The sequence below is a fragment of the Cyclobacterium sp. SYSU L10401 genome, from assembly GCF_010993705.1.
Classification (GTDB): domain Bacteria; phylum Bacteroidota; class Bacteroidia; order Cytophagales; family Cyclobacteriaceae; genus Cyclobacterium.
This window is the reverse complement of sequence record NZ_WOFO01000010.1, coordinates 173,465-196,976: the sequence shown is the minus strand read 5'-3', so window position 1 is coordinate 196,976 and position 23,512 is coordinate 173,465. Positions and strand designations below refer to the sequence as shown.

Sequence of the window (23,512 nt, the reverse complement as noted above, 5' to 3'; positions counted from 1 at the left end):
GATTTCCTCGAATGAAACCATGTCCGGAAATAATACCTTCCGGTTTGATCTTTTTTTTTAGACAAACAATTCCGCTTTTGTCACCTAATAAGTATTGTCTTAATCAATGCACATCCATTCGAAATAGCTGTCGGTAAAGATAAGTGCAAGAACGTTTGAATATGCCTAGGGAATTTTCATTATACCATATTCAATTTAACTTAAAAACATTCCATCTACACCCTTTTATAGTAAATTATAGCACTTAAACTCGAAACCTTGTCCATATAGCATGGAGATGGAAAATTTTATTTGTTTTTTCACTGAACCTGCCATTACCTACACAAAGAGCTGAAGTAAATCTATTTTCGGTAACCCAAACAATAAATACCGTTTCAATATCATATAAAATCGATTGAATTAGGCACTTGATGAATAAGTTCTTATTAATTGATCATCAAGGTATTAGACGCTTTCGATTATTGCAAAAAGCTAGCAGATTGGCTTTTTGCAGTTTATGCCTGAAATAAAGTTCCTTTTTGGACTAATAGACTAAGATTGAATTATTGACTAGGTGCCTAATTCAAAAAATCGATTTGCTGTTTTATAAACAATTTTATTGAATATTCATATATTAAATAATCAAGATGATTTGAACTCTTAAATTCTTGCTTTATTTCTTCTGATAGCATCCCATAATATTTTTCAGAATTTGATCTATTAATATTTGGAATTGATCTATTTACTTTCATTCGCATTTTATTAGACAACAATTCAATTGATCTATTAAATTCTTCCATAATCCCGATAAAAAAATAACTATCCAATCTCTCTTTGTAATTATCAATATTACATTCTAATAATTTTGAATAATAGTTTTTCTCTTCTAAAATGTAGTCTTCTAATTCTATTCCTTTAATATAAGAATGCCCCTTTTTTATTCCGAAGGAATACAAAGAAACGCGATGAGTTAATGGGTCCCTCAAAAATGAAATTAATTTCACTCTGGGACATTCGTATATCCCTTCAAACCTATTGCTTAGAAAAATTTCGTTATAAAAATAATGACCTGACATTGCCTGAAAAGGTTTTAACTCTAAATAATCTGGTGTTTCTTTCTCATGTACTTTAAGGCTTTCTAAAAAATCAATATGGCATTCAAACTCTAACTCATGAGGAGGATAATCATTAATTACGGAAAAAAAATCATTAAGTATGACGTTAAAACTTGTCCCACCACACTTAGGAATATGATTATAAATAAAAACAGGCTTTTCTCCCAAAAGATTGTCTCTCTTTGATTTATTGAAAAAATACCTTAAAAATGGCTTTCTACTCAAATAAAAATATTTGAATCTTTGATATAGCTTACTTCTCCTTATTTTAAAAATAGTATTAGTAATGCCTTGTTTCATTCTTGATTTTAAGTCAGAAATTCATTTCAACTGAAAGAACGGTAAAATCAATTTTAATCACGGCCTTTACCTATAACCATTGGACATACGACTTGTAGAATAAATAAAAATTCACTTTTAGCAAATTGAAAATAAATACCTAGTCGGCGACCAATTTTGAAATGGGATTTGCAATAAGACAGCAGGATTAAATTTTAATTTCCTTGAATATGCTACAAATTAGATAGTCAGATTCTTTAATTCCCACGCTAGAAGCATCTTATCCCTATGCTTTCCTCCTCCTTCCATACACTTTTCATTAATTGTTTTGACGGGTGGGGGGAAATTAAAGGGTGATTTTTGCAAGTTTAAAGGCCTCCAATATCCAGTTTGGATTTCCTGGTTGGTTGCATGGCTTGTAAAACTAGTGGTCAATAGGTATTTTGATCCTGATTTTTTAAAATTAACCAAGGTTTTTTTGATATCTGCAAAGGAAAAATGAACCAGACAATCTCTACACAGTATCAAATCAACCCTTGGTAAATCATCTGTAATAATATTTCCTGTTTTGAATTTAACACTCCGTTTATTCCAATTTTTTGACCTATTAAAATGTATCAGGTCTTCTACAATATCGATTCCCAAATAATCTATCTCTGCAAGATTCACCTGATTCATCCAGTTGAAATCCCCACAGGGAGCATCTAAAATCGATTTCACTTCCAACTCCTGGAATAACTTTTCCATTTCAGGAATAATGACATTGGTCTGATTTGTGTCTGAACCTGTTCCTGAAACACTTTCCCCAAACACCCAAAACTTTTCTTTATATATCTTTAAAAATACTTCCTCAGTACTAAGGCCATCTATATCCAGCTTCTTTTTCTTCCGGAATGACCGGTAAATATCCATTAGAAAAATCGGTGATGTGTTTTTTAGAAAGGTCTTAATTTTTTGGATCACTTTATACTTGACGGATATTGGCAATTAAAATAAATGACTCAAATCTCAGCTAACAGATAGCTTCCTTGAAGACCCGTAAATTGCGGTGGTTTTTTTGGAAACTCTTATTACTTCGTATCGCACTTACAATACCGACATCAGCAAGTGGAACTTCCAGTTTTCTGACACCAGCAATAAATCTAGCATTAATTCAATGCTTCCATTTCAACCCCTACGGCTTTTTGCTCCCTCCGAACTGCCATATTAAGCTCCCCATAAACCCGTCCAAACCCCTTCACCATACTTACCACATGTCCGGCAACCAAACTGGAAGAAGAAAACTCATCCACAAACCTACCCAGAAAAGCACCCAGACGGCCGCTGTGCTGCCGGCCAATGTCCTCCGTCAAATGAGGTATCTTGTGCCGGGGCAGGATCTCTACAAAACCGGCTGCCAAGGCGGTGGGTATTAACATATGGGAGCCATGTACCCCCATAACCAACTGACTATGCCGGTAAAGCTCATTCCAGGTTCGTTCTACTCCTTCGTCGATTACCTCCACTCGCTCGTCCTTCCATCCTGAGGGAAGCCTTCCCTCCTTTCCGAGCCCCGTCAGCACAAAACGCGCTTCCGGTAGGGATTTCCGGAGCTTTCGAAGCAACCGGCCCAGTAAACTGACCTGCCGGTAGCACAGTAGTCCCTGCACCCGACCCTGAAACCCAAATTTGATGGAGGCCTTGTGAAAGAAATCCAGCATGCGGCTGTTCAGCCAAAATCGGTCGGAACGCCAGATAAAAGTAAGTTGCAGCGGCTGACGCTCAAAATCCTCCAGGGCAAATGGTCGGGCCTGAAGGATTTCTTCAAAATCCAATCCCTCCAGCGGGGGATGCACCGGCACTTCACTCAGGGCCACAGATCCAAACCGCTTAAACTGTTCCTTCACCCAGGCATCCAAGCCTCGGATGCCCTTGCCCATCTCCTCCAAAGGCAGGTCCACTGGCCAGATCTCTACCTCCGCATCAGTAATCAACCAACGGCAGCGAGCCGGTAACAGTACCGCCAGGGTTTTGAAGGGAAACTGTTTTTTAAGCAAATACACATTCCATAGTTTGGTAAAAACATGCCCGAAACAACTGTCCAAACAATTGACCAGGATCAGGTCTCCTCCGGAATTCGGCTGTACCAGCCCTATTGCTGCCCCAACACCTGCGTCTTTCTGAAGAGACCGGATCAGGGGCAAGGCCATCCAGGACCCTTCCTGCCGGTTGTACCGGGCATAGCTTCCGTCCCGGGCACAAACCACCGGATAAAGGGCAGCATGACCAATTGGCAGCGTCGCATAAAAATCAAGCCCGCAATCACCACAGCTATGTTCGGCTAAAACATGCGTTCCCTGGAAAAACAGTTCGCCGGTATCCCTACTTTCGCCGCCACATCGGGGGCAGTTGGCAGGAATGGATGGTTTATAGGGGTAGGTGTCAATCATGTATTACCACTTTCGGATTCCCCATTGGTTTAACCGGTAGGCCAGTAGCGTTTTCCGTCGGGACCAGGCGGCCGCATTGCTTTCGGCCAGGGTGTAAGGAGTTTCAGGTTGAAACAGCAAAGCCGCATAGGATAAGTTGGATGGCGAAAGGATCAGCTCCTGACAAAAGGACAGGGAAAGACAATCCAAAAGGGCTTGTTCTCCCAAAAGTATTCCATTTAATTTACAGCCATGATCGTGTATGGCCTTTTGGCCAGCCGAGCGAACAAAATCATGGGCCAGCACTTTTTGCGGAAACCTGGCTTTCAGCATTTCTAAAAAAGCTGCATCATCCGTGGCTACAAATAAGCGGTCAAAGGCAGTTATTTTTTTTTCAATTTTCTTTATTAATGCCCGCTCACTAACTGGGGGCACCTCCGTAGGATGATCGGTACGCCGCGCATGCAAACCTAGTATTTTAAAAGCCTTGAACCTTTCCTTTATGGCATTTGCTTTGTCAAGCAACTTATCCTGAAGTCGGATTTCCGATTGAAGCGTTTGATGTAGGGAGCGTATAAAATGGCGGCTCCATATTCTCAACGGATGCGTTTCGTACCGGAGATTTACTAGGGGTATAAATCCCGAAGAAGGACTTCTCTGTACCATCAATACTTCCCAAAAATTGTTCCTATCACTGTCCTGATTCCCACTGTAGGCGTACTGCACATTAGAAAAATCTACCGTGTATGGCAAGTTATATTTTTTTGCAAAAGCCATTCCATACAATACTTGCAGAAAAAGGGAGAAAAAACCTCGCTCACAACGACCATTTGGATGGTCCTTGCATAGAAATTCGTCTTTGTAACAGGTAATGACATAGCAGGCATTTTTGGCCTGCAGTTGTTGCCTTCTTTCCGGGCTGATGGCTGACCTTTTAGGCATCCTTTTGCCGGCTTTGCCAGTCATACACTTGATCCAGCTGTCGCCAGGCTGCAGGGGCCAGGCTGTAGTGTGCATGTACAAAGGTCTGGGCACCAAAACTTTCCTTCCAGCGGAAAAGCTCCCGGTTGATTTTTTTCCCCGCACATTCATTGGAATGACCAAAGTCCAGGTACTTCCTTCCCTCCGCCTGGGTGTTGCACAGGTAATGGATCAGCCAATCCAGGGCATGATAATCCCTGCCTTCCCCATTGGTGGCCAGGTATTGGGTATGCAGGCAATTGGGTGTAAAGTAAACCGTGGCACCTGCCAGCGGAATCCCCTTCCTGTAGACCGTAAATTGTCTGATATTTTCCGGATGCCTGGTCTTTAAATAACGCATCTGATCCTTGCTATGGGTGGGTGCTTTTTGATAACGGTTTTGCAAATTAGGTACCAGTAGTTTATCCCAAAACAAGCCCACATCAGCCTCCTCCCAGATTTCCAATCCTGATTTTGAAGCCTGGCGAATCGTTGCCTTTCTGCCTTTGTGTTTGATCATAAGGGGTAATGGTAGGGCCAGGGAGAGTTCCAGTTGGCTGGTTTCTGCCTGTGCCAAATGCATGATATAGGACAGGGATTCCTGAAACCGGTCACTGTAAAATAAAGGCGTTGCCTTGATCCTGATCCTGCTGACTTCCTGTTCCTCATAGTAGCGCAGCAGTTGTACATACAATTGCAATTCCTGACCAAAGGAACAGGGCTTGTGTATCAGCCCTGCATAACTGAGCCCCTGATGAGAAAATACCTCCTCTTGCTGCCGGTGAGCGGGAAAAACCGCCTGGGGCTGATGGTCTTTATAAAGTATCAGGGAGGCATCCCTGAAACGCTCACCATGATAGGCCAGGAAGGACCTTTGGTGCATCAGGGTAGCATTCGGTGCCCCTTGCAGTACTTCCTGCCAGTCTCCGGCAAGCTCCGGCGTATAGGCTTTTACCTGAAACCTGGTTTTTGTTTGCGCTATCAACGATTGTCCTGATTCATAGGGGATTCCCGGGCCGCCAATGAGCAATCAGGGTTTCCTTCATGGGCTGAAAGCCTGCCTGCACGTAAAAGTCCATGGCCCGTTCATTGGCCTTTTGCGTGGAAAGTCCCACCTGAACCAGCCCTTTGGCGTATACCTCCTGAAAAACACATTTCATCAGGTTTCTGCCGATACCCTTTCCCTGAGATTTTCCTTCTACCGCAAAAAGGTCTACATAAGCCCTGCCCCTGAGCAGGCGGAACGTAATGAATCCCAGTAATCGCTTGCCTTTCCTGGCTACCATGACCCGGTGGTTTTGGCTGGTGATGGTTTCCCACCAGGTACTGTAAAGCTTTTCGTATTCCTGATTGGCCAAAAGCGGATCCTGCCGGAACCGGGACCATTGGCCGCTGCTAAGGACCAGTTGCCGCAATTGCCGCTGATCGGCGGCAGAGAGGGATCCGGAAACGTCCTGCTCCCCGAAATGAATGCCGTCTACCTCATCGGGTAATGGCTGCAGGTCTGTTTTCATGATGGCCTTCACCAGGTCCACCCGGGTACTGATGGGGGGCCAGCCTCCCATTTTGACCAGACCGGGCTTGCCCATCACATAAATCAGTTTAAAATCATGGGCCTGGGATCGCAGGCGGGTCATATCGGGAAGTGATTTTTCCAGCAGGAGCTTGCCTACCCGGTAGCCAAACAGGGAAGAGTCAAAAGGTATATATTGTATCATTCAGGTTTTTTTGTCCACTACGTATAAAGGCCGGTTTTTGACACCTTCAAAGGTTTTCCCCACATACAATCCCACCATTCCCAGGGTCATCAGAATAAGCCCTGCCAATACCCAGACTGAGACGATCAGGCTGGCATACCCTGGCACCACAATGCTTCCCGTAAAATACCGAATCAAGGTGGTCAATGCAAATATAAACCCAATAGAGGCAATTAAAAAACCTAATTTTATGGTCAAGCGGAGGGGTTTATCAGAAAATGCCATCAAGGCATTTAAGCCCAGGTGAAATTTAGACCGGAAACCATAATTGGAGGAGGAAACGGCGGATTTTCCATGGCTCACATTGAAATATCCCTGCCTGAAGCCTACCCATTGAACCTGAGCCGGAAAATAGCGGATACTCTCCCTCATCTGCAAAATGGCCTGAATGACTTTTCGGTGATAAACACCGAAATTTCCTACTGCGGGATCCAGCGGGGTCCCGGTCATGTACCTGAAAAACCGGTAAAACCCTGCCGACAGGGCAATTTTCCAGCGGCTGTCTTTTCTGTTGATCCTTCTGGCCAGGACCGCATCATAGCCGTGCATGGCTTTACTCAGTAAATGGGGAATTTCTTCCGGCAAATCCTGCAGGTCGGCATCCATGACCACCGTCCACCTTCCCCTGGATACATCCAGACCGGCGGCTATGGCATGGTGCTGGCCAAAATTCCTGCTCAGGCGAATTCCTTTTACGTACTTGGAATTCCTGGCAGCGGCACAAATCAACTCCCAGCTGTTGTCGCTGCTGCCATCGTCCACCAAAATCAATTCCACCTGCTGACTGATGCCTGCCATTACCGCTTCCAAACGGTAAATCAAGGCCTCCAGGGACCTGCCCGACTGGTATACCGGTACCACTACGGAGAGGTAGGTTTCCGGACCATTCCTCATGCCAGACTGCGTTCGAATACCACCAGACCTCCGGTAATGGGCTGGGCTTCATTTTCCAATACCAGCACCCGGAGTTTCCTGTTTATTTTCTCCTCTGTTTTCGCTATCAGGAACTGCAGGTATTCCATGTTGATGTTTTCACCAATCAGGGTCAGCTCTATGGTTCCGCTGTCTTTGCCGGCTGCATAGTCGCCCTGAATAATGGCCTTTTGAACATTTCCAAGGTTGGAGACCACCTGTTCCAGGAGATGGTCAAAACCCAGGTATTTACTGACAATGCTGCTGATTTCCTTATACAGCGGATGCGCTACATTGGCCTGGTAGCTTTTGGTCTTTCCCTTGGTCTGCCATTGCAATAAGCCGGCTTCGGAAAGCCGGTTAAGTTCCACCCGAACGGAATTGGTAGACTCATTGAACTCTTCTGCCAGCCCCCGGAGGTAGCCTCTGTTTCCGGCATTGGAAAAGAACTTGACCAGTAATTTAATCCTGGTTTTGGAAGTAATCAATGAATCCAGCAAGAGACTTTCACAAAGGAGAATAAGGGCATCATAAAAAATTTAAAATGCATTATTTTAGAAGTAAAAAACATAAAAACCAGGGTCCAAAAAACACGCACTGGAAGCCTTTCACAGCTTCGCCACGTAATCCACATGGTAAGAGTAACAAATTTACTCGAAGGATCTGTATTACCAAATTTTATCCATTTTTTTAATCCAATTTTTATAGCGGGAAGTCTGAAATTATTGGTTCTATGCAGGCTGGGCTTTGGGGCTGGCCTTCTGGAACCTGTGCCTGGTTTTCGGATCAGCCGGGTTGGTTAAGGGTTAAAAGGCTCGGAACCGGCTTAGGTCTTCATAGTGGCTGTCTGGCAATCAGCCTTTACTTTGAATTCAAACGTGGTGGTTAAGGGTGAAATTGCATAATCGGTTATTTGGTTCATCGTTTAATTGTTGCATTATCTGGATTCGGAATTGCAAATGTCAAACAGCCGCTCCTCGGAATTTGCAATTCCGTGGGACAGATAAAGGGGATTTGCAATCCCCCTAACGTTCCCCCAATTGCCTTGAGGAGTTCTCAATCATGGACGATCCCGGCAGCAGGATTGCAAACCCTAAAACGAAACCATTACCCGTAGTTAGATCCAACTGACCTCGTCTTTAATATTTTGAATCGCAGGAATTGTGTATTTTTGACATTATCAAAACCAATCGTTTCACCTATGCCCTTAACCAGATTAATGCTCATTTTCCTTGTCCTGCTCCATACTGCCTGTCAGGAAAAGAAAAAAGAATCGGAAGAGACAAGGAAGTCGGAGATGGAAGAGGAGAAAAAATTTGCCCACCCTCCTCTGGTAGCCGAACCCTTTACGGCAGATCCTTCGGCCCATGTATTTGATGGAAAAATTTACATCTACCCTTCCCATGACATTCCGGCCGGAATCCCATCAGACGACTGGGGCGCTCATTTTGCCATGGAAGATTACCGGGTATATTCCATGGAAGCCCCGGATGGCCCTGTAACCGATCATGGCACTGCCTTGCATGTGGACGATATACCCTGGGCCGCCCGACAGCTTTGGGCTCCGGATGCCGCCGAAAAAGCGGGTAAGTATTACCTCTATTTCCCTGCCAAGGATACTGCCGACGTATTTAAAATTGGGGTTGCCATCAGCGAACAGCCTGAAGGTCCTTTTGTACCCGAGCCTGACCCCATTCCAGGCACCTATAGCATTGACCCTGCCGTTTTTCAGGATGGGGATCAATACTACCTTTATTTTGGAGGAATCTGGGGAGGCCAGCTGCAACGGTGGAAAGATGGAGAATACCACTATCCCGGAGATCAACCTACTGACGGGGAACCGGCACCTGATCAGCCGGCATTGGCACCCAAGGTCGCCCGGCTGGCTCCCGATATGAAAAACCTGGCGGAGAAAGCCAAAGATGTGCTGCTCCTGGACGAAAATGGAGATCCCATCCAAGCCGGTGATCATGACAAGCGTTTTTTTGAAGCTGCCTGGGTGCACAAACACCAGGACACCTATTACTTCTCCTATTCCACCGGAGATACCCACCACATAGCCTATGCGACAGGAGATACGCCCTATGGCCCATTCACCTATCAGGGAAATATCCTGGCACCTGTAGCAGGTTGGACTACCCACCATTCGATCGTATCGTATGATGGAAACTGGTACCTCTTCTACCACGATACGGAGATTTCGGGTGAAACCCATTTGCGTAACATCAAAATGGCCCCCTTGAAGCACCTTCCCGATGGAAGCATAGCCACCATTAACCCTTAAAAACATGAACCTGTACCTGCGCCTACTCACTTTTCTTATTCCGCTGCTCCTTCAGGGTATAAACCCATCTCTATAATTGCCGCATGTGAAATCCACCATCCACATTGATGACTTCACCGGTGGAATAGGGCAAATATCCTTTAACAATGGCCTGAACCGCCTTTCCCACATCGTCAGGCAAGCCCCAGCGGGCTATGGGAAGGCCTCCGGCAGCAATGAAGCGGTCGTACTTGTCTTGAGCAGCTGCTGTCATATCGGTTTGAATGATGCCAGGGCGAATCTCGTACACCCCGATGCCATGGGGCGCCAGTCTTTGGGCAAAAAGCTGGGTCATCATGCTTACCCCGGTTTTGGAAAAACAATAGGGTGCCATATGAATGGATGCGGCATATGAGGTCAGGGAAGCGATGTTGATGATGAGGGGATGGCGATCCGGAAAAGCCTCCTTTTGTTTCATCATCCAGGAAGCGATTTTTTGGGTAAGAAAAAAGGGGGATTTCAAATTGGTATCCATTACCAGATCGTAATCTTCCTCTGCGACTTCCAGCAGGTCCTTTCTTTCCTTTACATTAATTCCGGCATTATTGATCAGTACATCCAGTCTGCCTGAATGGTCTTTGATGGCCTGCAGCAGGGCGGCCCGCTGGTCGGGAGCGGTAATGTCACAGGAAATAAATTCCACACTTGCTCCCAGGTCCCGGCATTGCGCTACGGTATCCCTGGCTTCAGCCAGCTTATCCGCCAGGAAAAGGGAGAAACCTTCCGCTGCCAATGAGCGGGCTATTCCCTGTCCGATTCCCCTGGCAGCGCCGGTCACCAGGGCTGTTCTTTGCTCTTTTTCCATGTCCCAAAAATAAGTATTCTCCCTGAGTGAGCCACCCAAGGTCCTGAAAAAGAATACCGAATCGAACAGGTTATCCTTCCTGCCGGCAGGCAGCGCTGGCATTTAAGGAAATTACCATTGAAAAATACAAAAGTACCTTCTATCTTTAAGGCTAATCTTTTAAAATAAACCTAACATCATGGAAAAAATTAAAGTAGCGGTAGTTGGCACCGGATTCATTGGCCCTGCCCATATTGAAGCCCTGAGAAGAAACCCAAACATTGAAGTAGCTGCCCTTTGCGAGGTGAACGAGGAATTGGCCAAAGCCAAAGCCGCTCAGTTGGGTATAGAAAAAGCCATGCTCTTTGAGGACATGCTGAAGGATGCCTCCATAAAGGCTGTTCATATCTGCACCCCCAATTTCCTGCATTATACCCAATCCAAAGCCGTATTGGAAGCCGGAAAGCATGTGGTTTGCGAAAAACCCCTGGCCACCAAAATAGGAGAAGCGGAGGAATTGTTACAGCTGGCCAAAAAAACAGGGTTGGTGAATGCAGTTCATTTTAACCTGCGCTATTACCCCATGGTACGGCAGATGAAAACCATGCGGGAGAGCGGTGAACTGGGAGATATTTACAGCATTATGGGTTCCTATTTGCAGGATTGGTTGTTTCTGCAAACCGATTACAACTGGAGGTTAGAGCCGGACAAATCCGGTGATTCCAGGGCCATTGCAGATATTGGGTCCCACTTATTGGACCTGACCGAGTACGTGACCGGTTTAAAAATCACAGAGGTAATGGCGGATTTTACTACCGTGCATAAAACCCGGCTCAAACCCCTGAAAGCCATAGAGACTTACAGTGGCAAAATGCTGCAGGAATCGGATTATGAAGAAGTTCCCATCAATACAGAAGACCATGCCACGGTGATGTTGCGTTTTGACAATGGCAACAAGGGCTCTGTTACCGTAAGCCAGGTGAATGCTGGAAGAAAAAACCGGCTGAACATAGAAATAGCAGGCTCTAAAGCCAATTTTGAATGGTGCAGCGAAAAGCCCAATGAACTTTGGATAGGAAAGCGCGAAACTGCCAACCAGCACCTGATGAAGGATCCTGCCCTCTTCACACCGGAAGCCGCCAAATTGATCGGTTTTCCAGGCGGGCACAATGAAGGATTTCCGGATACTTCCAAACAAATGTTTAAGGAAGTATATGCGGCCATCAGTGAAGGAAAACAACCCGAAAAGCCCTCCTACCCTACTTTTGAGGATGGTTACAGGGAATTGCTGATTTGTGAGCGCATCATTGAGAGCCACAAGAAACAGGCATGGGTGAAAATATAATGGTAGGGTAATAACCCAATGATGGCTTCAGCCGTTATTTAATCCATATTTAATCAAATAAAAAACCAAAATGAAAACATCAACCATTAAAATGCTTGGACTCACGGGACTACTGATGATGTCCGTGATATTCCTTTCTAAAAGTCAGACCCCTGCCAGCCCTCCAAAAACGGCAGATGGAAGCATAAACGGAGCTGACATTACTGTCAATTACAGCAGCCCTGGGGTAAAGGGCAGGGAGATTTTCGGTGGATTGGTTCCCCTGGGAAAAGTCTGGAGAGCGGGTGCCAATGAGGCCACCTTGTTTGAAACAAGCAAGGACATCAAGGTAGCCGGTGAATCCCTGCCGGCCGGAAAGTATAGCTTTTTCATTATCCCGAATGAAGGTACCAGCACCTTTATTTTCAACAAGCAAACCGGTCAATGGGGAACGCAGTACGATGAAAGCCAGGATGTGCTCCGGGTAAATGTGCCTTCTCAGCAAACCAGTTCCCTTACAGAAAACCTGACCTATGAAATCCATGATGACGGCATGCTGGTCAAATGGGAATATGGCCAGGCCAAGGTAGCCATAGAATAATACCAATACAGACAGCCGGCCATACCGGCTGTCTGTTTATTTTTTTACCTTTACCTTTTCCAAAAATCATTTTCCACCATTGAAGGAATTTCCTAACCTGCCCATTCTGGAAGTCATTCCGGAATTAAAAAAACTACTCAGACAACATCCAACCCTGCTGCTCCATGCCCCGCCAGGAGCAGGTAAAAGCACCCTCCTGCCCCTGACCTTATTGGAAGAGGACTGGTTAGGGGGAAATAAAATTTTGATGCTGGAACCCCGGAAACTGGCGGCTAAAAGTATTGCCCAGCGGATGGCCCAGTTGCTGGGAGAATCCGTGGGCCAACGCACTGGCTACCGGGTGAGGTTTGACAGTTGTGTCGGGGAAAACACCCAAATCGAAGTCATCACAGAAGGCATATTAACCCGAATGATGCAGCAGGACAATGCCCTTGAAGGCGTAGGCCTGGTTATTTTTGATGAATTTCACGAAAGAAGCATACATGCCGACCTTGGCCTGGCATTGACCCGGGAAGTCCAGCAATTCCTGCGGCCGGACCTGAAATTACTGGTCATGTCTGCTACCCTGGACAGCCGGGTTCTGGCAGAACAGCTGAACTGTCCTTTGGTGGCCAGTACGGGAAAAGCATTCCCTGTTTCCATCCATTACCGCCCGGGCACGGACCTCTTTAATTTGCCAGACAGGATGTCAGCAGTGATTGGAGAAGCCCAGTCTGCACACCAGGGAGATGTGCTTGCCTTTCTTCCCGGACAAGGAGAGATCAAAAAAACTGCGGCTATCCTGAAAGCCCGATTTCCCGAAGCGGCAGTCTATACCTTGTATGGACAAATGGCATTTGGCAGACAGCAAGCTGCCCTGCTACCCGACCCGGAAGGGCGAAGAAAAATCGTGCTTGCCACGGCTATCGCAGAAACCAGCCTCACCATAGAGGGAATTCATGTGGTGGTGGATGGCGGCTTTATGCGTACGGTCACCTTCAATCCCAATTCCGGATTGAACCGACTGGTGACACTGCCCCTTACCCAGGATACGGCCACCCAGCGGGCAGGCAGGGCAGGCAGGCTGGGACCTGGCGCTTGCTACCGACTTTGGTCCAAAGCAAGCCAGGAAAAATTACTGCCCTTCCGGCAACCTGAAATCATGGAAACCGACCTGGCTTCCCTTGCCTTGGAACTTCATAAATGGGGCATAAACGATTACCGGCAGCTGCAATGGATCAGTCCCCCACCCCAGGGGCATTGGCAGCAGGCAGTATCCTCACTGGAACACCTGGGAGCCATTGCAGAAGGAAAGATCACTCCCCATGGTCTGGAACTGCATGCCATTCCTTCCCATCCCAGAATTGCCCACCTCTTGGTTTATAGCCAGGAAATCGGTCAACAGCCGCTGGCCACTGATCTGGCTGCCCTCCTGGAAGAAAAAGATCCCCTGCCCTCTTCTCAGGGCATAGACATCAACTTGAGAATTGAAGGGTTGAGAAGGCACAGGAGGTCTGCCCATAAGCACCGGGATTTTGGCAAAATTGAACAGGTAGCAAAGGCTTACCGGAAAATCCTGAAAATGGAGGCCTCCAATGAACCGGTGGACCCCTATATGACCGGTATTCTGCTGGCCCAGGCGTTTCCGGAAAGGATTGCTTCCGCCAGGCCTGGCAACCAGGCCCACTTTCACCTGGCCAATGGCAAAATAGCTGCCATGGACCGAAAGGATGATTTGGCACGGGAGCCCTGGATTGCCATTGCTCAGCTACACGAAGGAACAGGAGTGGGGAAAATTTTTCTGGCCTCGGTACTTTCTCCCCAGGATTTGAAACCCATGATCAAAATAAAGCCCCGCATCTACTGGGATGAACAGGAGGAAATGGTCCTGGCAGTGGAAGAATGGAAAATCGGGCAGATCCTGCTTCAAAAGAAAAACCTGAAATCCCCGGATAAGGCGCAGGTAACACAGGCCATTTTGGGCATGTTGAAAAATTCCGGTGAAAAATGGCTGAACTTTGACGAGCAAGTGAAGCAATGGCAAAACAGGATCATGAGCCTGCGGGTATGGAATGGGCCGGATTTCTGGCCAGATGTGAGCACAGCAATGCTGCTGGAAACGGTGAATAGCTGGTTGGCCCCTTACCTAAGTGATGTAAAATCCGGACAGGAGCTTTTCAGGTTGCCTTTGAGAGAAATATTGCAAAACAGTCTCAGCTATACACAGCAGCAGGCACTGAATGAATTGGCTCCGGAAAAAATACGCTTGCCCAGCGGTTCCACTGCCAGGATTTCGTATTTTTCCGAGGGTGAGCCTCCGGTCCTGGCAGCCAGATTACAGGAGCTTTTTGGTTGGAGTCAAACCCCGACGATTAATAACCACAAAACTCCCCTGCTGGTGCACCTGTTGTCTCCCGGATTTAAACCGGTCCAGGTCACCCGTGACCTGGAAAATTTCTGGAACCAAACGTATCATGAAGTAAAGAAAGAGCTGAAACGGCGCTACCCCAAACACCACTGGCCCGACAATCCCTGGGAGGCCCAGGCCGTTAGTGGTGTCAAAAGGAGGAAATAAGAATGCAAAGGCGGGATATTTTCTCCGGGGTCGGATACCCAAATCGTCAAACATATTTCGCCCTTAGAATACAGGGCTTGGGCTACGATAGTAGATGCTATCCCAGGGCTTCACCCTGGGTTTTGATATTGCGCACTTTCAGTGCTTGGGTACAGACTAATTTCGCTTGAGGTTTACCCAAATAAGCTTTCTAAGCACTGATTGATTTCCTGTTAGTTTGGCCACAACTTTTTTATTTAACCAAGCCTGTCAGGCACAAAACACCCTGAAAATAGATAGATCCCATTCGAAGAAATCTGTACTATTTATGTGTAAATCTTTAGATGAATCAATTTGTCTATATTCGATGCCCCCTTCAAAAAAGCTCCGATAGGAGCGGCCGATGTGGTAACCATGGTGTTCAGCCCATGGTTAATGGCCAAAAACCTAACTCAGAGTGCCATAGGCATGGTCCATATCCTTTGCCACGGAAATGATTAAATCCTGAGTTTAGGAGGAAAATACCGGAATGCTTCAACCTGACACCATATGGTGAAGCAGCCGGGATCCACCGTTCAATCACCTTATCAGGGTTGCAAACCCGGTTTATCTGGATTCGACATTGCAAATGACGAATAGCACGGCTTCTGAAGAGGACTTTTTGTTTACATTCTTGTTTTGAAGTTCCTATAGCGGATGGGTACCCATTCTACCCGGAAAAAAATCTGTGCTAATCTGTGTCCATCTGTGGTGAAACATGTTGTTTAAATCCTTCACCTGTTCAATTTTTTTATGTTTAGGTAAAAATCCCCTCCTGAAAAAAACAGGACAGGCTTGATCCCTCCGCCGCGGCGGAGGGAGTTTGGATTTTCAAATTTGGAAGGTTGTTTCCTATTTTGCGTTTGGTAGTTGCTTTGGCGGATGGGTACCCATTCTACCCGGAAAAAAATCTGTGCTAATCTGTGTCCATCTGTGGTGAAACATTTTTCCTTCTTAACCAAAACTTATCAAAAAATTAACCGCCAAGGCGGAGAAACTTACTACTTTCACCTAAAATATCATCCAATAGGTAGCCCCATTTATTAAATGACAGTAGCTTATTAACAGTAGCTCATTAGCTCAGGTGCTTTCTTCCGGAAACCTCGACCATACCCGGTTTGAAACCTATGGCTGAATTTCGTATCTTACAACACCTATTTTCCAAACAAAAACCAAAGTAAATGAAAAACCTGCTTTTTTCCCTGACCCTGATAGTAGTCTTTCAAGTCGCATTGGCACAAGAGTACCGGGTGTACAAGGCACCCACCTTCCGGGAAGAATGGAGCAAACCGTCGGATTATCCTGATCGCGTCATCCTCAATTTTGGAGAGGATCCTTCCAGTCAGGCCAACGTCACCTGGCGAACAGATACCAGCATCGAAAAAGCCTTTGCAGAAATTGCCATAGCGGACGGGGCTCCGAAATTCTGGAGAAATGCCCGGACCATGGAAGCGAAAACCGAATTGCTGGACGCTACAGCCGTAGAAGTGGCCAATGTAAAGGCGCATTACCATTCGGTCAGTTTTAAGGACTTAAAACCTGGCACCATTTACGCTTATCGGGTGGGTGATGGAGAATCCTGGACGGAATGGATACAATTCAGTACGGCTTCCGAGGACAAGGAAAGTCCTTTTGCCTTTCTCTATGTGGGAGATACACAGAACTATATCTTGGAATTATGGTCCAGACTGATTCGGGAAGGCTACCGGAAGGCACCGGATGCCAAGTTTATCATCCATGCAGGTGACCTGGTGAATGTAGCACACAGGGAAACCGAATGGCACGAATGGTTTACGGCTGGAGGCTTTATCCACAGCATGGTACCCTCGGTCGTTACTCCCGGGAACCATGAATACCGCAGTATCCCTGAGCTGGACGGAGAGGATGCAGATCGCCGCCTGTCTGTCCAATGGAAACCTCAATTTACCCTGCCTGAAAACGGCCCGGAAAATATAACGGCATTGGACGAAACGGTCTATTACATGGATTACCAAAACACCAGAATTATTGTACTGAACAGCAATGTATTGCAGGCGGAGCAAATCCCCTGGTTGGAAAAGGTCCTGTCGGAAAATCCACAAAAGTGGACCATCGTCACCTATCACCACCCCTTATTTTCAGCTTCTGAGGGCCGGGAAAATACGCGGCTCCGGGAGGCCTGGAAACCACTTTTTGACAAATACCAGGTGGACCTGGCCCTACAGGGACACGACCACAGCTATGCCCGGGGTCGGGTTTCTCCTGAAGACAATGTTTTGGATGGGGTCAATGCCAGGGATAAAACCGGAACCGTTTATGTGGTCTCTGTAAGTGGAGGCAAAATGTACGGGTTGAAAAAGAATGCCTGGAATGACTATGAGGCAGAAAGGGACCGCGCTGCGGAAAACACCCAGCTCTTTCAGGTCATTAATATTGAAGGGGATAAGCTGAGCTTTGAATCTTACACCGCCATTGGTGAGCTTTATGATGCCTTTGATTTGGAAAAACAAGCAGATGGCACCAATAAATTCATTGAAAGGAAGTCAGAAGCCGTGGAAGAAAAAAGGTTTTCCAATACCATTTCCTACGAAGATCCCCTCCCGGAAAATCTGGAATCCATCCTGCTTTCCAAATATCCCGGGCATGAAGTCACCCGGGTATCTGCAAGAAAAGAAGGTGATATATTGCATTTCAATGTTCGCCTGGAAAAAGACGGGGAAAGGAAAGAACTCAGCATTGATGAAAATGGAAATATCAGTGAATAAGGGTTGCGTAATTACCTGACAGTTGGTTTTGTAGAAATTGTTTAACTTTTCCAAAGTTCCAAACTTTGGAAAAGTTAGGAGTACTTGCGAAAGAAATCCAAATTTAAAGGGGAAAGGGGCATTTTGACGAAAACAACAATTTTTTACCAGCTGGATTTTTATTAGGAACTAAAAAATCTGTGCTCATCTGTGGTGAAACATTTTGTTTACATCCTGGCATGTTCTATTTTTTAATATTTTCGAAAAAAATCCCCCTACCCCCTTAGAAGGGGGATTTTGCCTTTTCAAAATTGGGAGATTCCGTTTATAGTTTTGCGTCTGGTCACTGAAAATATACTAATTCAGGAGGAAATTGTAGGTTTTATTCCTCCGGTAAAGCAAAGGCCACATAAGCATCTCCGGCTGGGGTGCCCAGGCGATTGGCTCCGCCGGCGGCGATGACCACATATTGCCTGCCTTCCACTTCATAAACAGAAGGAACCGCATAGCCTCCGGCTGGTAGCTGGTATTCCCACAGCACTTCACCTGTCTCGGCATCAAAGGCACGGAACATTTCATCGGCAGAACCTCCAATAAATACCAGCCCTCCGGCTGTAGCCACACAACCGCCAAAATTCTGGGTACCGGTGGGAGCTACTCCCCTTTCCTTCAGCTCAGGATATTCTCCCAGCGGCACCTTCCACTTGATCGATTGGGTTTTTAAATCGATGGCATTCAGCGTTCCCCAGGGAGGCCTGCTGGCCGGAAAGCCTTCCTCATCTGTAAAAATCCGAAAGCCCTGCAAAACATAGCGATCCAATGGGGCTTCAGTCAGTTCTTCCTGCCTGGATCCGCTAGGTTCCTGATCCAGCAAATAGTCCAGCAGGGCTTCCAGCTCCTGTGCGGCAAATCCCCGAAAGGCGGGCATCACCCCATTTCCTCCGGTGATGATGGTCCTGGCCGATTCCCGGTCATGTCTGTCAGGGAGCCCGGTTAGTGCCGGGTAAGCTTCCCCCAGGCCCTGCCGGTCTGCTCCATGACAATTGGCGCAATTGGACAGGTAAATGCGCTGACCTGCACTTAAACCACTAAAGGAGCCCTCGCCCTGATTTTCTGAAAGACTCCTCAATTGTAAAATCATGGGTATTTCATTGGCATTGACGTATACCATCTGATTGACGGGGTCATAGGATAATCCTCCCCATAACATGCCCCCTCTGGTAGCGGGAAAGGTAAGGGTACCCTCCAGGCTGGGTGGGGTGTAAAAACCCTCATTGCGGTATTTTTTAAATTCAGCCTTCGCATATTCCGCTGCAGCTTCAGAAATATTGGTCAAATAGGTACTGTCCAGGCCCTGAGGCACGATGGTAATGCCCTGATCAAACTTTTGGGTCGGATGGGCCACTTCGCCAGGAACATAGGAAGGAGGAACGGCCTTTTCCTTCATTTCCATCAATGGCTCACCTGTAATGCGATCCAGCAGGATCAACTCGCCCATTTTGCTGGGTTGTACCAGGGCCTGAACCGTCTCACCATCCAAGGGGAAATCTACAAGGGTAGGCGCACAGGGCAAATCGTAGTCCCATACATCATGGGTTACTGCCTGGTAATGCCATTGGCGCTCACCGGTGCCGGCATCCAGCGCAAGGATGGAATTGGCAAACAGGTTTTCTCCCAGCCGGTTTCCTCCGTAAAAATCGTAGGTAGGAGATCCGGTGGATACATACACCCATCCCCTGTCCTCATCCAGGCTCATGCCGCCCCAGTTATTGGTGCCCCCGTAGTTTTCATCCTCCACCCATCGCCAGGTATCGTGGCCATATTCTCCTTCCTGGGGTATGGTATGGAATATCCACTGAAATGCTCCTGTTTTTGCGGAATAGGCCCTGATATGACCTGGAGACGCATCATATCCCTCCCCGGTGGCCGATCCGATGATCAGCAGATCCTTGTAAATGATTCCGGGAGTATTCAACCCAATGGAAAGGGATTCAGGGTCCTTGCCCAAATCCTGTCTCAAATCCAACTTTCCACCTTCCCCAAATTCCTCCACCAATTCCCCGGTTTCGGCATGCAAGGCAAACAACCAATGGCCAACAGGCATAAAAATCCGTGTTTTGCCCCCTTCGGTAAAAGCCGTTACACCCCGGTTTACTCCTCCCGACACCCCAAAAACTTCCGGGTCAAAACGCCAAAGTTCTTTTCCACTGGCCGCATCAAGGGCGATTAAATCCAATTGGGGAGAAGTCACATACATGGTTTTGCCAAGGATAATGGGATTGCATTCCATGGGGGTGCGTTCCCTTTTATCTCTGGTATGGAAGGTCCAGGCGGGTTGGAGCAGGTGTACATTGTCCTTGTTGATGGTCTTCAGACCGGAATATTGGGCGGCAGTTTTGGTAGCCCGGTAGTGTTCCCAGGTTTGATAGGTATCTTCCTGTTTATCGGCCGCACATCCCAGGGTGATTATAACCAAAAACAGACAACACTTTAATGTCCATGTTTTCATAAGATTTTTCTCAGTTAATCCCATCCAAATCATTAAATGTCTATACAGTTGAGCAAGGTGCAAAGCGGATTTTCGGGCTAGGGATGGCTTCCCTCCTTTTCCCTGCCAAAGCGTCCGGGTAAAGGCGTCAATTAACCTCATGGCTGATTTTCCGCTTGAATTTTTTCTTCAAAGGGCCATTCCGGGTCTTCTACCCTTGACTCCTGCATCAGGGCCTTCATTTCGGCTACCAGTTCCGGATGCGCTTCACTCAGGTCATTTTCTTCTCCCGGGTCGTTTTCCAGGTCAAATAAAAGGATGTCTTCATTGCCTTCAAAAACATTCAATTTGATCCCCTTCCATTTCCCTTTTCGGATGGCCTGCTTGCCACCCTGCTCGTGAAATTCCCAGTACAAATGGTCATGTGACTCCTGCTGCCCTTCACCCAAAAGCGTAGGCAAAAATGAAATACCATCCACATCTTCCTCCAGGTCCACCTCTGCCAAGTCTGCAAAAGTGGGCAGTATATCCCAAAAAGCGCTGATGTGATCCGTTTGGCTGCCTGCTTCCACCTTTGCCGGCCAACTGGCAATCATGGGTACATGGATGCCTCCTTCGTGTAAATCCCGTTTGTATCCCTGGAAGGATCCATTGCTATCAAAATAATCAGGATCAGCACCGCCTTCCAAATGGGGCCCGTTGTCGGACGTAAATACGATCAGCGTATTTTCCAAGATACCAAGGGATTCAAGACTGGCTACGATTTCCCCAACCTGATTGTCCAATAAAGTGACCATGGCCGCAAAAGCCGCATGGGGATAGGTTTGGGAGCCATAGCCACCCACCTTGTACCGGGGATGTTCCGGATCATCTACGCCCTGATAAGGCTTTTCGGGACCAAGCAAGCTTTCATACTCGTAGGGAGGTTCGGGTGTTTTCCTTTCCAGAAATCGCTCCATATATTCCTGAGGTGCTGCCAGTTCTGCATGTGGAATGATGGATGGCATATACAGGAAAAAGGTCGTATCCCGGTTGTTTTTTATAAATTCAATTCTCCGCTGCTGAATCAAAAGTGGTGCATACTCGCCTTCATCTGTTCCCTGGTTACCTTCAAGAGTCAGTATGTTCTCATTGTCATACAGCTCCCTGGGATAGTAGTTATGGGCGATGGTCTGGCTGTTGTATCCGAAAAAAACATCAAAACCTTGCTTTAGTGGATCGCCGGTAGAACCAGGATAGCCCAATCCCCATTTGCCAAAAGCACCGGTGACATAGCCTGCCTTTTTCAGGACGGTCGGTATGGTTTGGGTTCCGGTGGCCAGGGGAAACTGTCCGCCGTTCAGTCCCCGATTGCCCCTGACCTGGGTATGTCCGGTATGCAATCCGGTCATCAGGGCAGAGCGGGAAGGGGCGCAAACCGTCGTGCCGGCATAATGCTGGGTGAAGACCATTCCCCTGGCGGCAAGCGCGTCAATGTGTGGGGTCTGGAATTTTTGCTGTCCCAAAAAACTCAGGTCTCCATAGCCCAGGTCATCTGCCAGGATATAGATAATATTGGGTTTTTTTGCTTGTTCCTCCCCTTCGTCCGGAGTGGTACTGCAAGCCGCAACCCCTACTGATAGCATGGCAAAGACCAAAGCTTTAGCGGTGACTTGTTGGTATCGGTTTTTCATTTTGGGTTGTATAGTTTAGTTGGAGGAATGGGCATACAAGCCGGTATTTCCCTTTTCCAGGAGCGGCATCAATTCGGCAATAATATCCGGATGGTTATCTGCCACGTTTACTGTCTCCATGGGATCGTTTTGGTGGTCATAAAGTTCTATGGTAGGTTCTGCCTCCCTGAAATACTTAACGAGCCGGTACCGCTCTGTACGCATGGAGATACCGTTTTTAAAATAGCTAAAAGCCTGAGCCGCTCTGTCACTGTCCTCCCCTGCCGTTATCAGGGGAACCAAACTTTGCCCATCCAGCGGGAAATCAACAGGAATACCGGTAAGTTCCATCAGGGTGGGATACAGGTCAATGCTACTGACCGGCATGTCTGTTCCGATCCTTCTGGGGATCATTCCGGGAACTTTGACCAGAAGCGGGCTACGGAGCGCCATTTCAAAGTTGGTGTGCTTGCCCCAGACCCGGTGGTCTCCCAAATGCCAGCCATGGTCACCCCAAACGACGATGATGGTATTGTCCGCCAGGCCTTCTTCTTCCAGGGCTTCCAGCACTTTGCCCACCAGGGCATCGCTATAGCTGACGGATGCATAGTAAGCATGCCGGAGCTTTCTGGCGTATGCATCTGAAAGCTGCTGGTCCAGCCCGGCTTTCTCGTCTCCCAACTGATAGGAATTGAATTCTCCGCTTTCTTGTAAACTGTTGGGGTGAACGTTTTCAGGTAATTCAGGGAAAGGGGAAAGCGGTATATCTTCCCGCTCATAGAGATCCCAGTATTTTTTGGGTGCTGTAAAGGGCAGATGGGGCTTAAACAAACCCAAGCCCATAAAAAAGGGCTGGTCTTTATCCGAAAGTTCCTTCAGCTTTTTTACGGCCAGTTGGGTAGAAAGGCCGTCCGGATAGCCCAGGTCGTCCACCTCTCCGGCTTCATAGGGCTTGACCTGCTTATTTTTTCCCTGCCGGTTGGAGCCATCTGCATAGCCAAAAAAGGCATTCCACCCGGTTTCCCATTTGCCGGGATCAAAAAGCAACTCGTCCCAGCTATGGGGCATTTCCATTTTAGCTCCTTCGGGGCTTTCTTCGTAGCCATACCACAAGCCATCCACCGAATGGCTGATTTTCCCGATACCTACCGTATAATAGCCGTTTCTTTTGAAATGATGGACAAAACTTTCCGGAGTATCTCCTTCTGGTTCGTTGGACATGAACTGCTCAACAGCAGAATTCTGCAGGTGCTGCCTGGACCGGGGCCATAAGCCAGTCAAAATGCTGCAGCGTGAGGCTCCGCAGGTGGGTACTTGCACGTAATGGTTTTCAAATAGGGTTCCTTGCGATCCAATGGCATCCAGGTTAGGCGTCTGAATGATATCATTGCCATATACCCCCAGCTCGGGTCGCAGATCGTCAATGGCAATAAAAAGGACATTGTAGGGCTTCTTTTCGGCGGCTGGCCCCTTACAGGAAAATAAAAGGAAAAAACTTAAACAGCAAAGGGCAAGTACAAAGGTTTTGGTCATTGGGATGAATATTAATCCTAAAATAAGGGTGAAGTACAGGGTTAAATATAGGGGGAAATCGGTAAAATTAAAATAATGCTGTGTCAAACGGGAAAATTCTCA

Annotated in this window: 17 protein-coding genes; 5 read left to right on the top strand and 12 right to left on the bottom strand. The window is 47.1% G+C overall.

The genetic code is table 11. From position 1 onward, the window contains the following. Positions 1-557: 557 nt before the first annotated feature. From GL182_RS20150 to GL182_RS20115, 8 genes are all read right to left on the bottom strand, one after another. On the bottom strand, positions 558-1,394 hold the full coding sequence (locus GL182_RS20150) for a sulfotransferase family 2 domain-containing protein (RefSeq protein WP_163381586.1): 837 nt from the start codon (positions 1,392-1,394) through the stop codon (positions 558-560). Positions 1,395-1,613: 219 nt separating this feature from the next. Next, complete coding sequence (locus tag GL182_RS20145; RefSeq protein WP_205603698.1) at positions 1,614-2,186, bottom strand: class I SAM-dependent methyltransferase; 573 nt, start codon at positions 2,184-2,186, stop codon at positions 1,614-1,616. A 335-nt stretch (positions 2,187-2,521) separates the two neighbouring features. Continuing rightward, on the bottom strand, positions 2,522-3,802 hold the full coding sequence (locus GL182_RS20140) for a hypothetical protein (protein ID WP_163381585.1): 1,281 nt from the start codon (positions 3,800-3,802) through the stop codon (positions 2,522-2,524). Positions 3,803-3,805: 3 nt separating this feature from the next. Beyond that, a complete protein-coding gene (locus GL182_RS20135; protein ID WP_163381584.1) occupies positions 3,806-4,723 on the bottom strand; it encodes a hypothetical protein in 918 nt (305 codons plus the stop codon). Further along, positions 4,716-5,726 (bottom strand): GNAT family N-acetyltransferase, encoded by a 1,011-nt coding sequence (locus GL182_RS20130; RefSeq protein WP_163381583.1) that lies wholly within the window; start codon positions 5,724-5,726, stop codon positions 4,716-4,718. Before GL182_RS20130 ends, GL182_RS20135 begins: the two co-directional genes overlap by 8 nt. A 13-nt stretch (positions 5,727-5,739) precedes the next feature. Then, positions 5,740-6,459 (bottom strand): GNAT family N-acetyltransferase, encoded by a 720-nt coding sequence (locus tag GL182_RS20125; RefSeq protein WP_163381582.1) that lies wholly within the window; start codon positions 6,457-6,459, stop codon positions 5,740-5,742. Beyond that, entirely contained in the window at positions 6,460-7,392 is a 933-nt protein-coding gene (locus tag GL182_RS20120; RefSeq protein WP_163381581.1) for a glycosyltransferase family 2 protein, read from the bottom strand. Then, positions 7,389-7,910, bottom strand: coding sequence for an ArsR family transcriptional regulator (locus GL182_RS20115; RefSeq protein WP_163381580.1), 522 nt, complete (start codon positions 7,908-7,910; stop codon positions 7,389-7,391). The genes GL182_RS20120 and GL182_RS20115 overlap by 4 nt, the downstream gene beginning before the upstream one ends. 701 nt (positions 7,911-8,611) lie before the next feature. Between GL182_RS20115 and GL182_RS20110 the strand changes: the two genes are divergently transcribed. After that, a complete protein-coding gene (locus GL182_RS20110; protein WP_163381579.1) occupies positions 8,612-9,694 on the top strand; it encodes a glycoside hydrolase family 43 protein in 1,083 nt (360 codons plus the stop codon). Positions 9,695-9,764: 70 nt separating this feature from the next. Here the strand turns inward: GL182_RS20110 and GL182_RS20105 are convergent, their stop codons facing one another. Beyond that, positions 9,765-10,640 carry a 3-ketoacyl-ACP reductase gene (locus tag GL182_RS20105; RefSeq protein ID WP_240469905.1) on the bottom strand — a complete coding sequence of 292 codons (876 nt, stop codon included), beginning with the start codon at positions 10,638-10,640 and terminating at the stop codon, positions 9,765-9,767. A gap of 76 nt (positions 10,641-10,716) precedes the next feature. Between GL182_RS20105 and GL182_RS20100 the strand changes: the two genes are divergently transcribed. The 4 genes from GL182_RS20100 to GL182_RS20085 all read left to right on the top strand — a co-directional run bounded on the left by GL182_RS20100 (position 10,717) and on the right by GL182_RS20085 (position 17,758). Then, a complete protein-coding gene (locus tag GL182_RS20100; RefSeq protein WP_163381578.1) occupies positions 10,717-11,862 on the top strand; it encodes a Gfo/Idh/MocA family protein in 1,146 nt (381 codons plus the stop codon). 70 nt (positions 11,863-11,932) lie between these two features. After that, positions 11,933-12,442, top strand: coding sequence for a DUF2911 domain-containing protein (locus GL182_RS20095; protein WP_163381577.1), 510 nt, complete (start codon positions 11,933-11,935; stop codon positions 12,440-12,442). 79 nt (positions 12,443-12,521) lie between these two features. Then, a complete protein-coding gene (gene hrpB, locus GL182_RS20090; RefSeq protein WP_163381576.1) occupies positions 12,522-14,996 on the top strand; it encodes an ATP-dependent helicase HrpB in 2,475 nt (824 codons plus the stop codon). Between the two features lie 1,199 nt (positions 14,997-16,195). After that, a complete protein-coding gene (locus tag GL182_RS20085) occupies positions 16,196-17,758 on the top strand; it encodes a purple acid phosphatase family protein (RefSeq protein ID WP_163381575.1) in 1,563 nt (520 codons plus the stop codon). A gap of 361 nt (positions 17,759-18,119) precedes the next feature. Here the strand turns inward: GL182_RS20085 and GL182_RS20080 are convergent, their stop codons facing one another. From GL182_RS20080 to GL182_RS20070, 3 genes are all read right to left on the bottom strand, one after another. Next, complete coding sequence (locus GL182_RS20080; RefSeq protein ID WP_163381574.1) at positions 18,120-20,246, bottom strand: PQQ-binding-like beta-propeller repeat protein; 2,127 nt, start codon at positions 20,244-20,246, stop codon at positions 18,120-18,122. 137 nt (positions 20,247-20,383) lie between these two features. Continuing rightward, positions 20,384-21,898, bottom strand: coding sequence for an arylsulfatase (locus GL182_RS20075; RefSeq protein ID WP_163381573.1), 1,515 nt, complete (start codon positions 21,896-21,898; stop codon positions 20,384-20,386). 15 nt (positions 21,899-21,913) lie between these two features. Continuing rightward, entirely contained in the window at positions 21,914-23,410 is a 1,497-nt protein-coding gene (locus tag GL182_RS20070; RefSeq protein ID WP_163381572.1) for a sulfatase, read from the bottom strand. Between the last annotated feature and the right edge of the window lie 102 nt (positions 23,411-23,512).

Bases quoted from the DNA above. Each gene is read 5' to 3' on its own strand.
- GL182_RS20150 (WP_163381586.1), bottom strand. From the start codon at position 1,394: ATGAAACAAGGCATTACTAATACTATTTTTAAAATAAGGAGAAGTAAG.
- GL182_RS20140 (WP_163381585.1), bottom strand. From the start codon at position 3,802: ATGATTGACACCTACCCCTATAAACCATCCATTCCTGCCAACTGCCCC.
- GL182_RS20135 (WP_163381584.1), bottom strand. From the start codon at position 4,723: ATGCCTAAAAGGTCAGCCATCAGCCCGGAAAGAAGGCAACAACTGCAG.
- GL182_RS20125 (WP_163381582.1), bottom strand. From the start codon at position 6,459: ATGATACAATATATACCTTTTGACTCTTCCCTGTTTGGCTACCGGGTA.
- GL182_RS20120 (WP_163381581.1), bottom strand. From the start codon at position 7,392: ATGAGGAATGGTCCGGAAACCTACCTCTCCGTAGTGGTACCGGTATAC.
- GL182_RS20110 (WP_163381579.1), top strand. From the start codon at position 8,612: ATGCCCTTAACCAGATTAATGCTCATTTTCCTTGTCCTGCTCCATACT.
- GL182_RS20105 (WP_240469905.1), bottom strand. From the start codon at position 10,640: ATGCCAGCGCTGCCTGCCGGCAGGAAGGATAACCTGTTCGATTCGGTA.
- GL182_RS20100 (WP_163381578.1), top strand. From the start codon at position 10,717: ATGGAAAAAATTAAAGTAGCGGTAGTTGGCACCGGATTCATTGGCCCT.
- GL182_RS20095 (WP_163381577.1), top strand. From the start codon at position 11,933: ATGAAAACATCAACCATTAAAATGCTTGGACTCACGGGACTACTGATG.
- GL182_RS20085 (WP_163381575.1), top strand. From the start codon at position 16,196: ATGAAAAACCTGCTTTTTTCCCTGACCCTGATAGTAGTCTTTCAAGTC.
- GL182_RS20080 (WP_163381574.1), bottom strand. From the start codon at position 20,246: ATGAAAACATGGACATTAAAGTGTTGTCTGTTTTTGGTTATAATCACC.
- GL182_RS20075 (WP_163381573.1), bottom strand. From the start codon at position 21,898: ATGAAAAACCGATACCAACAAGTCACCGCTAAAGCTTTGGTCTTTGCC.
- GL182_RS20070 (WP_163381572.1), bottom strand. From the start codon at position 23,410: ATGACCAAAACCTTTGTACTTGCCCTTTGCTGTTTAAGTTTTTTCCTT.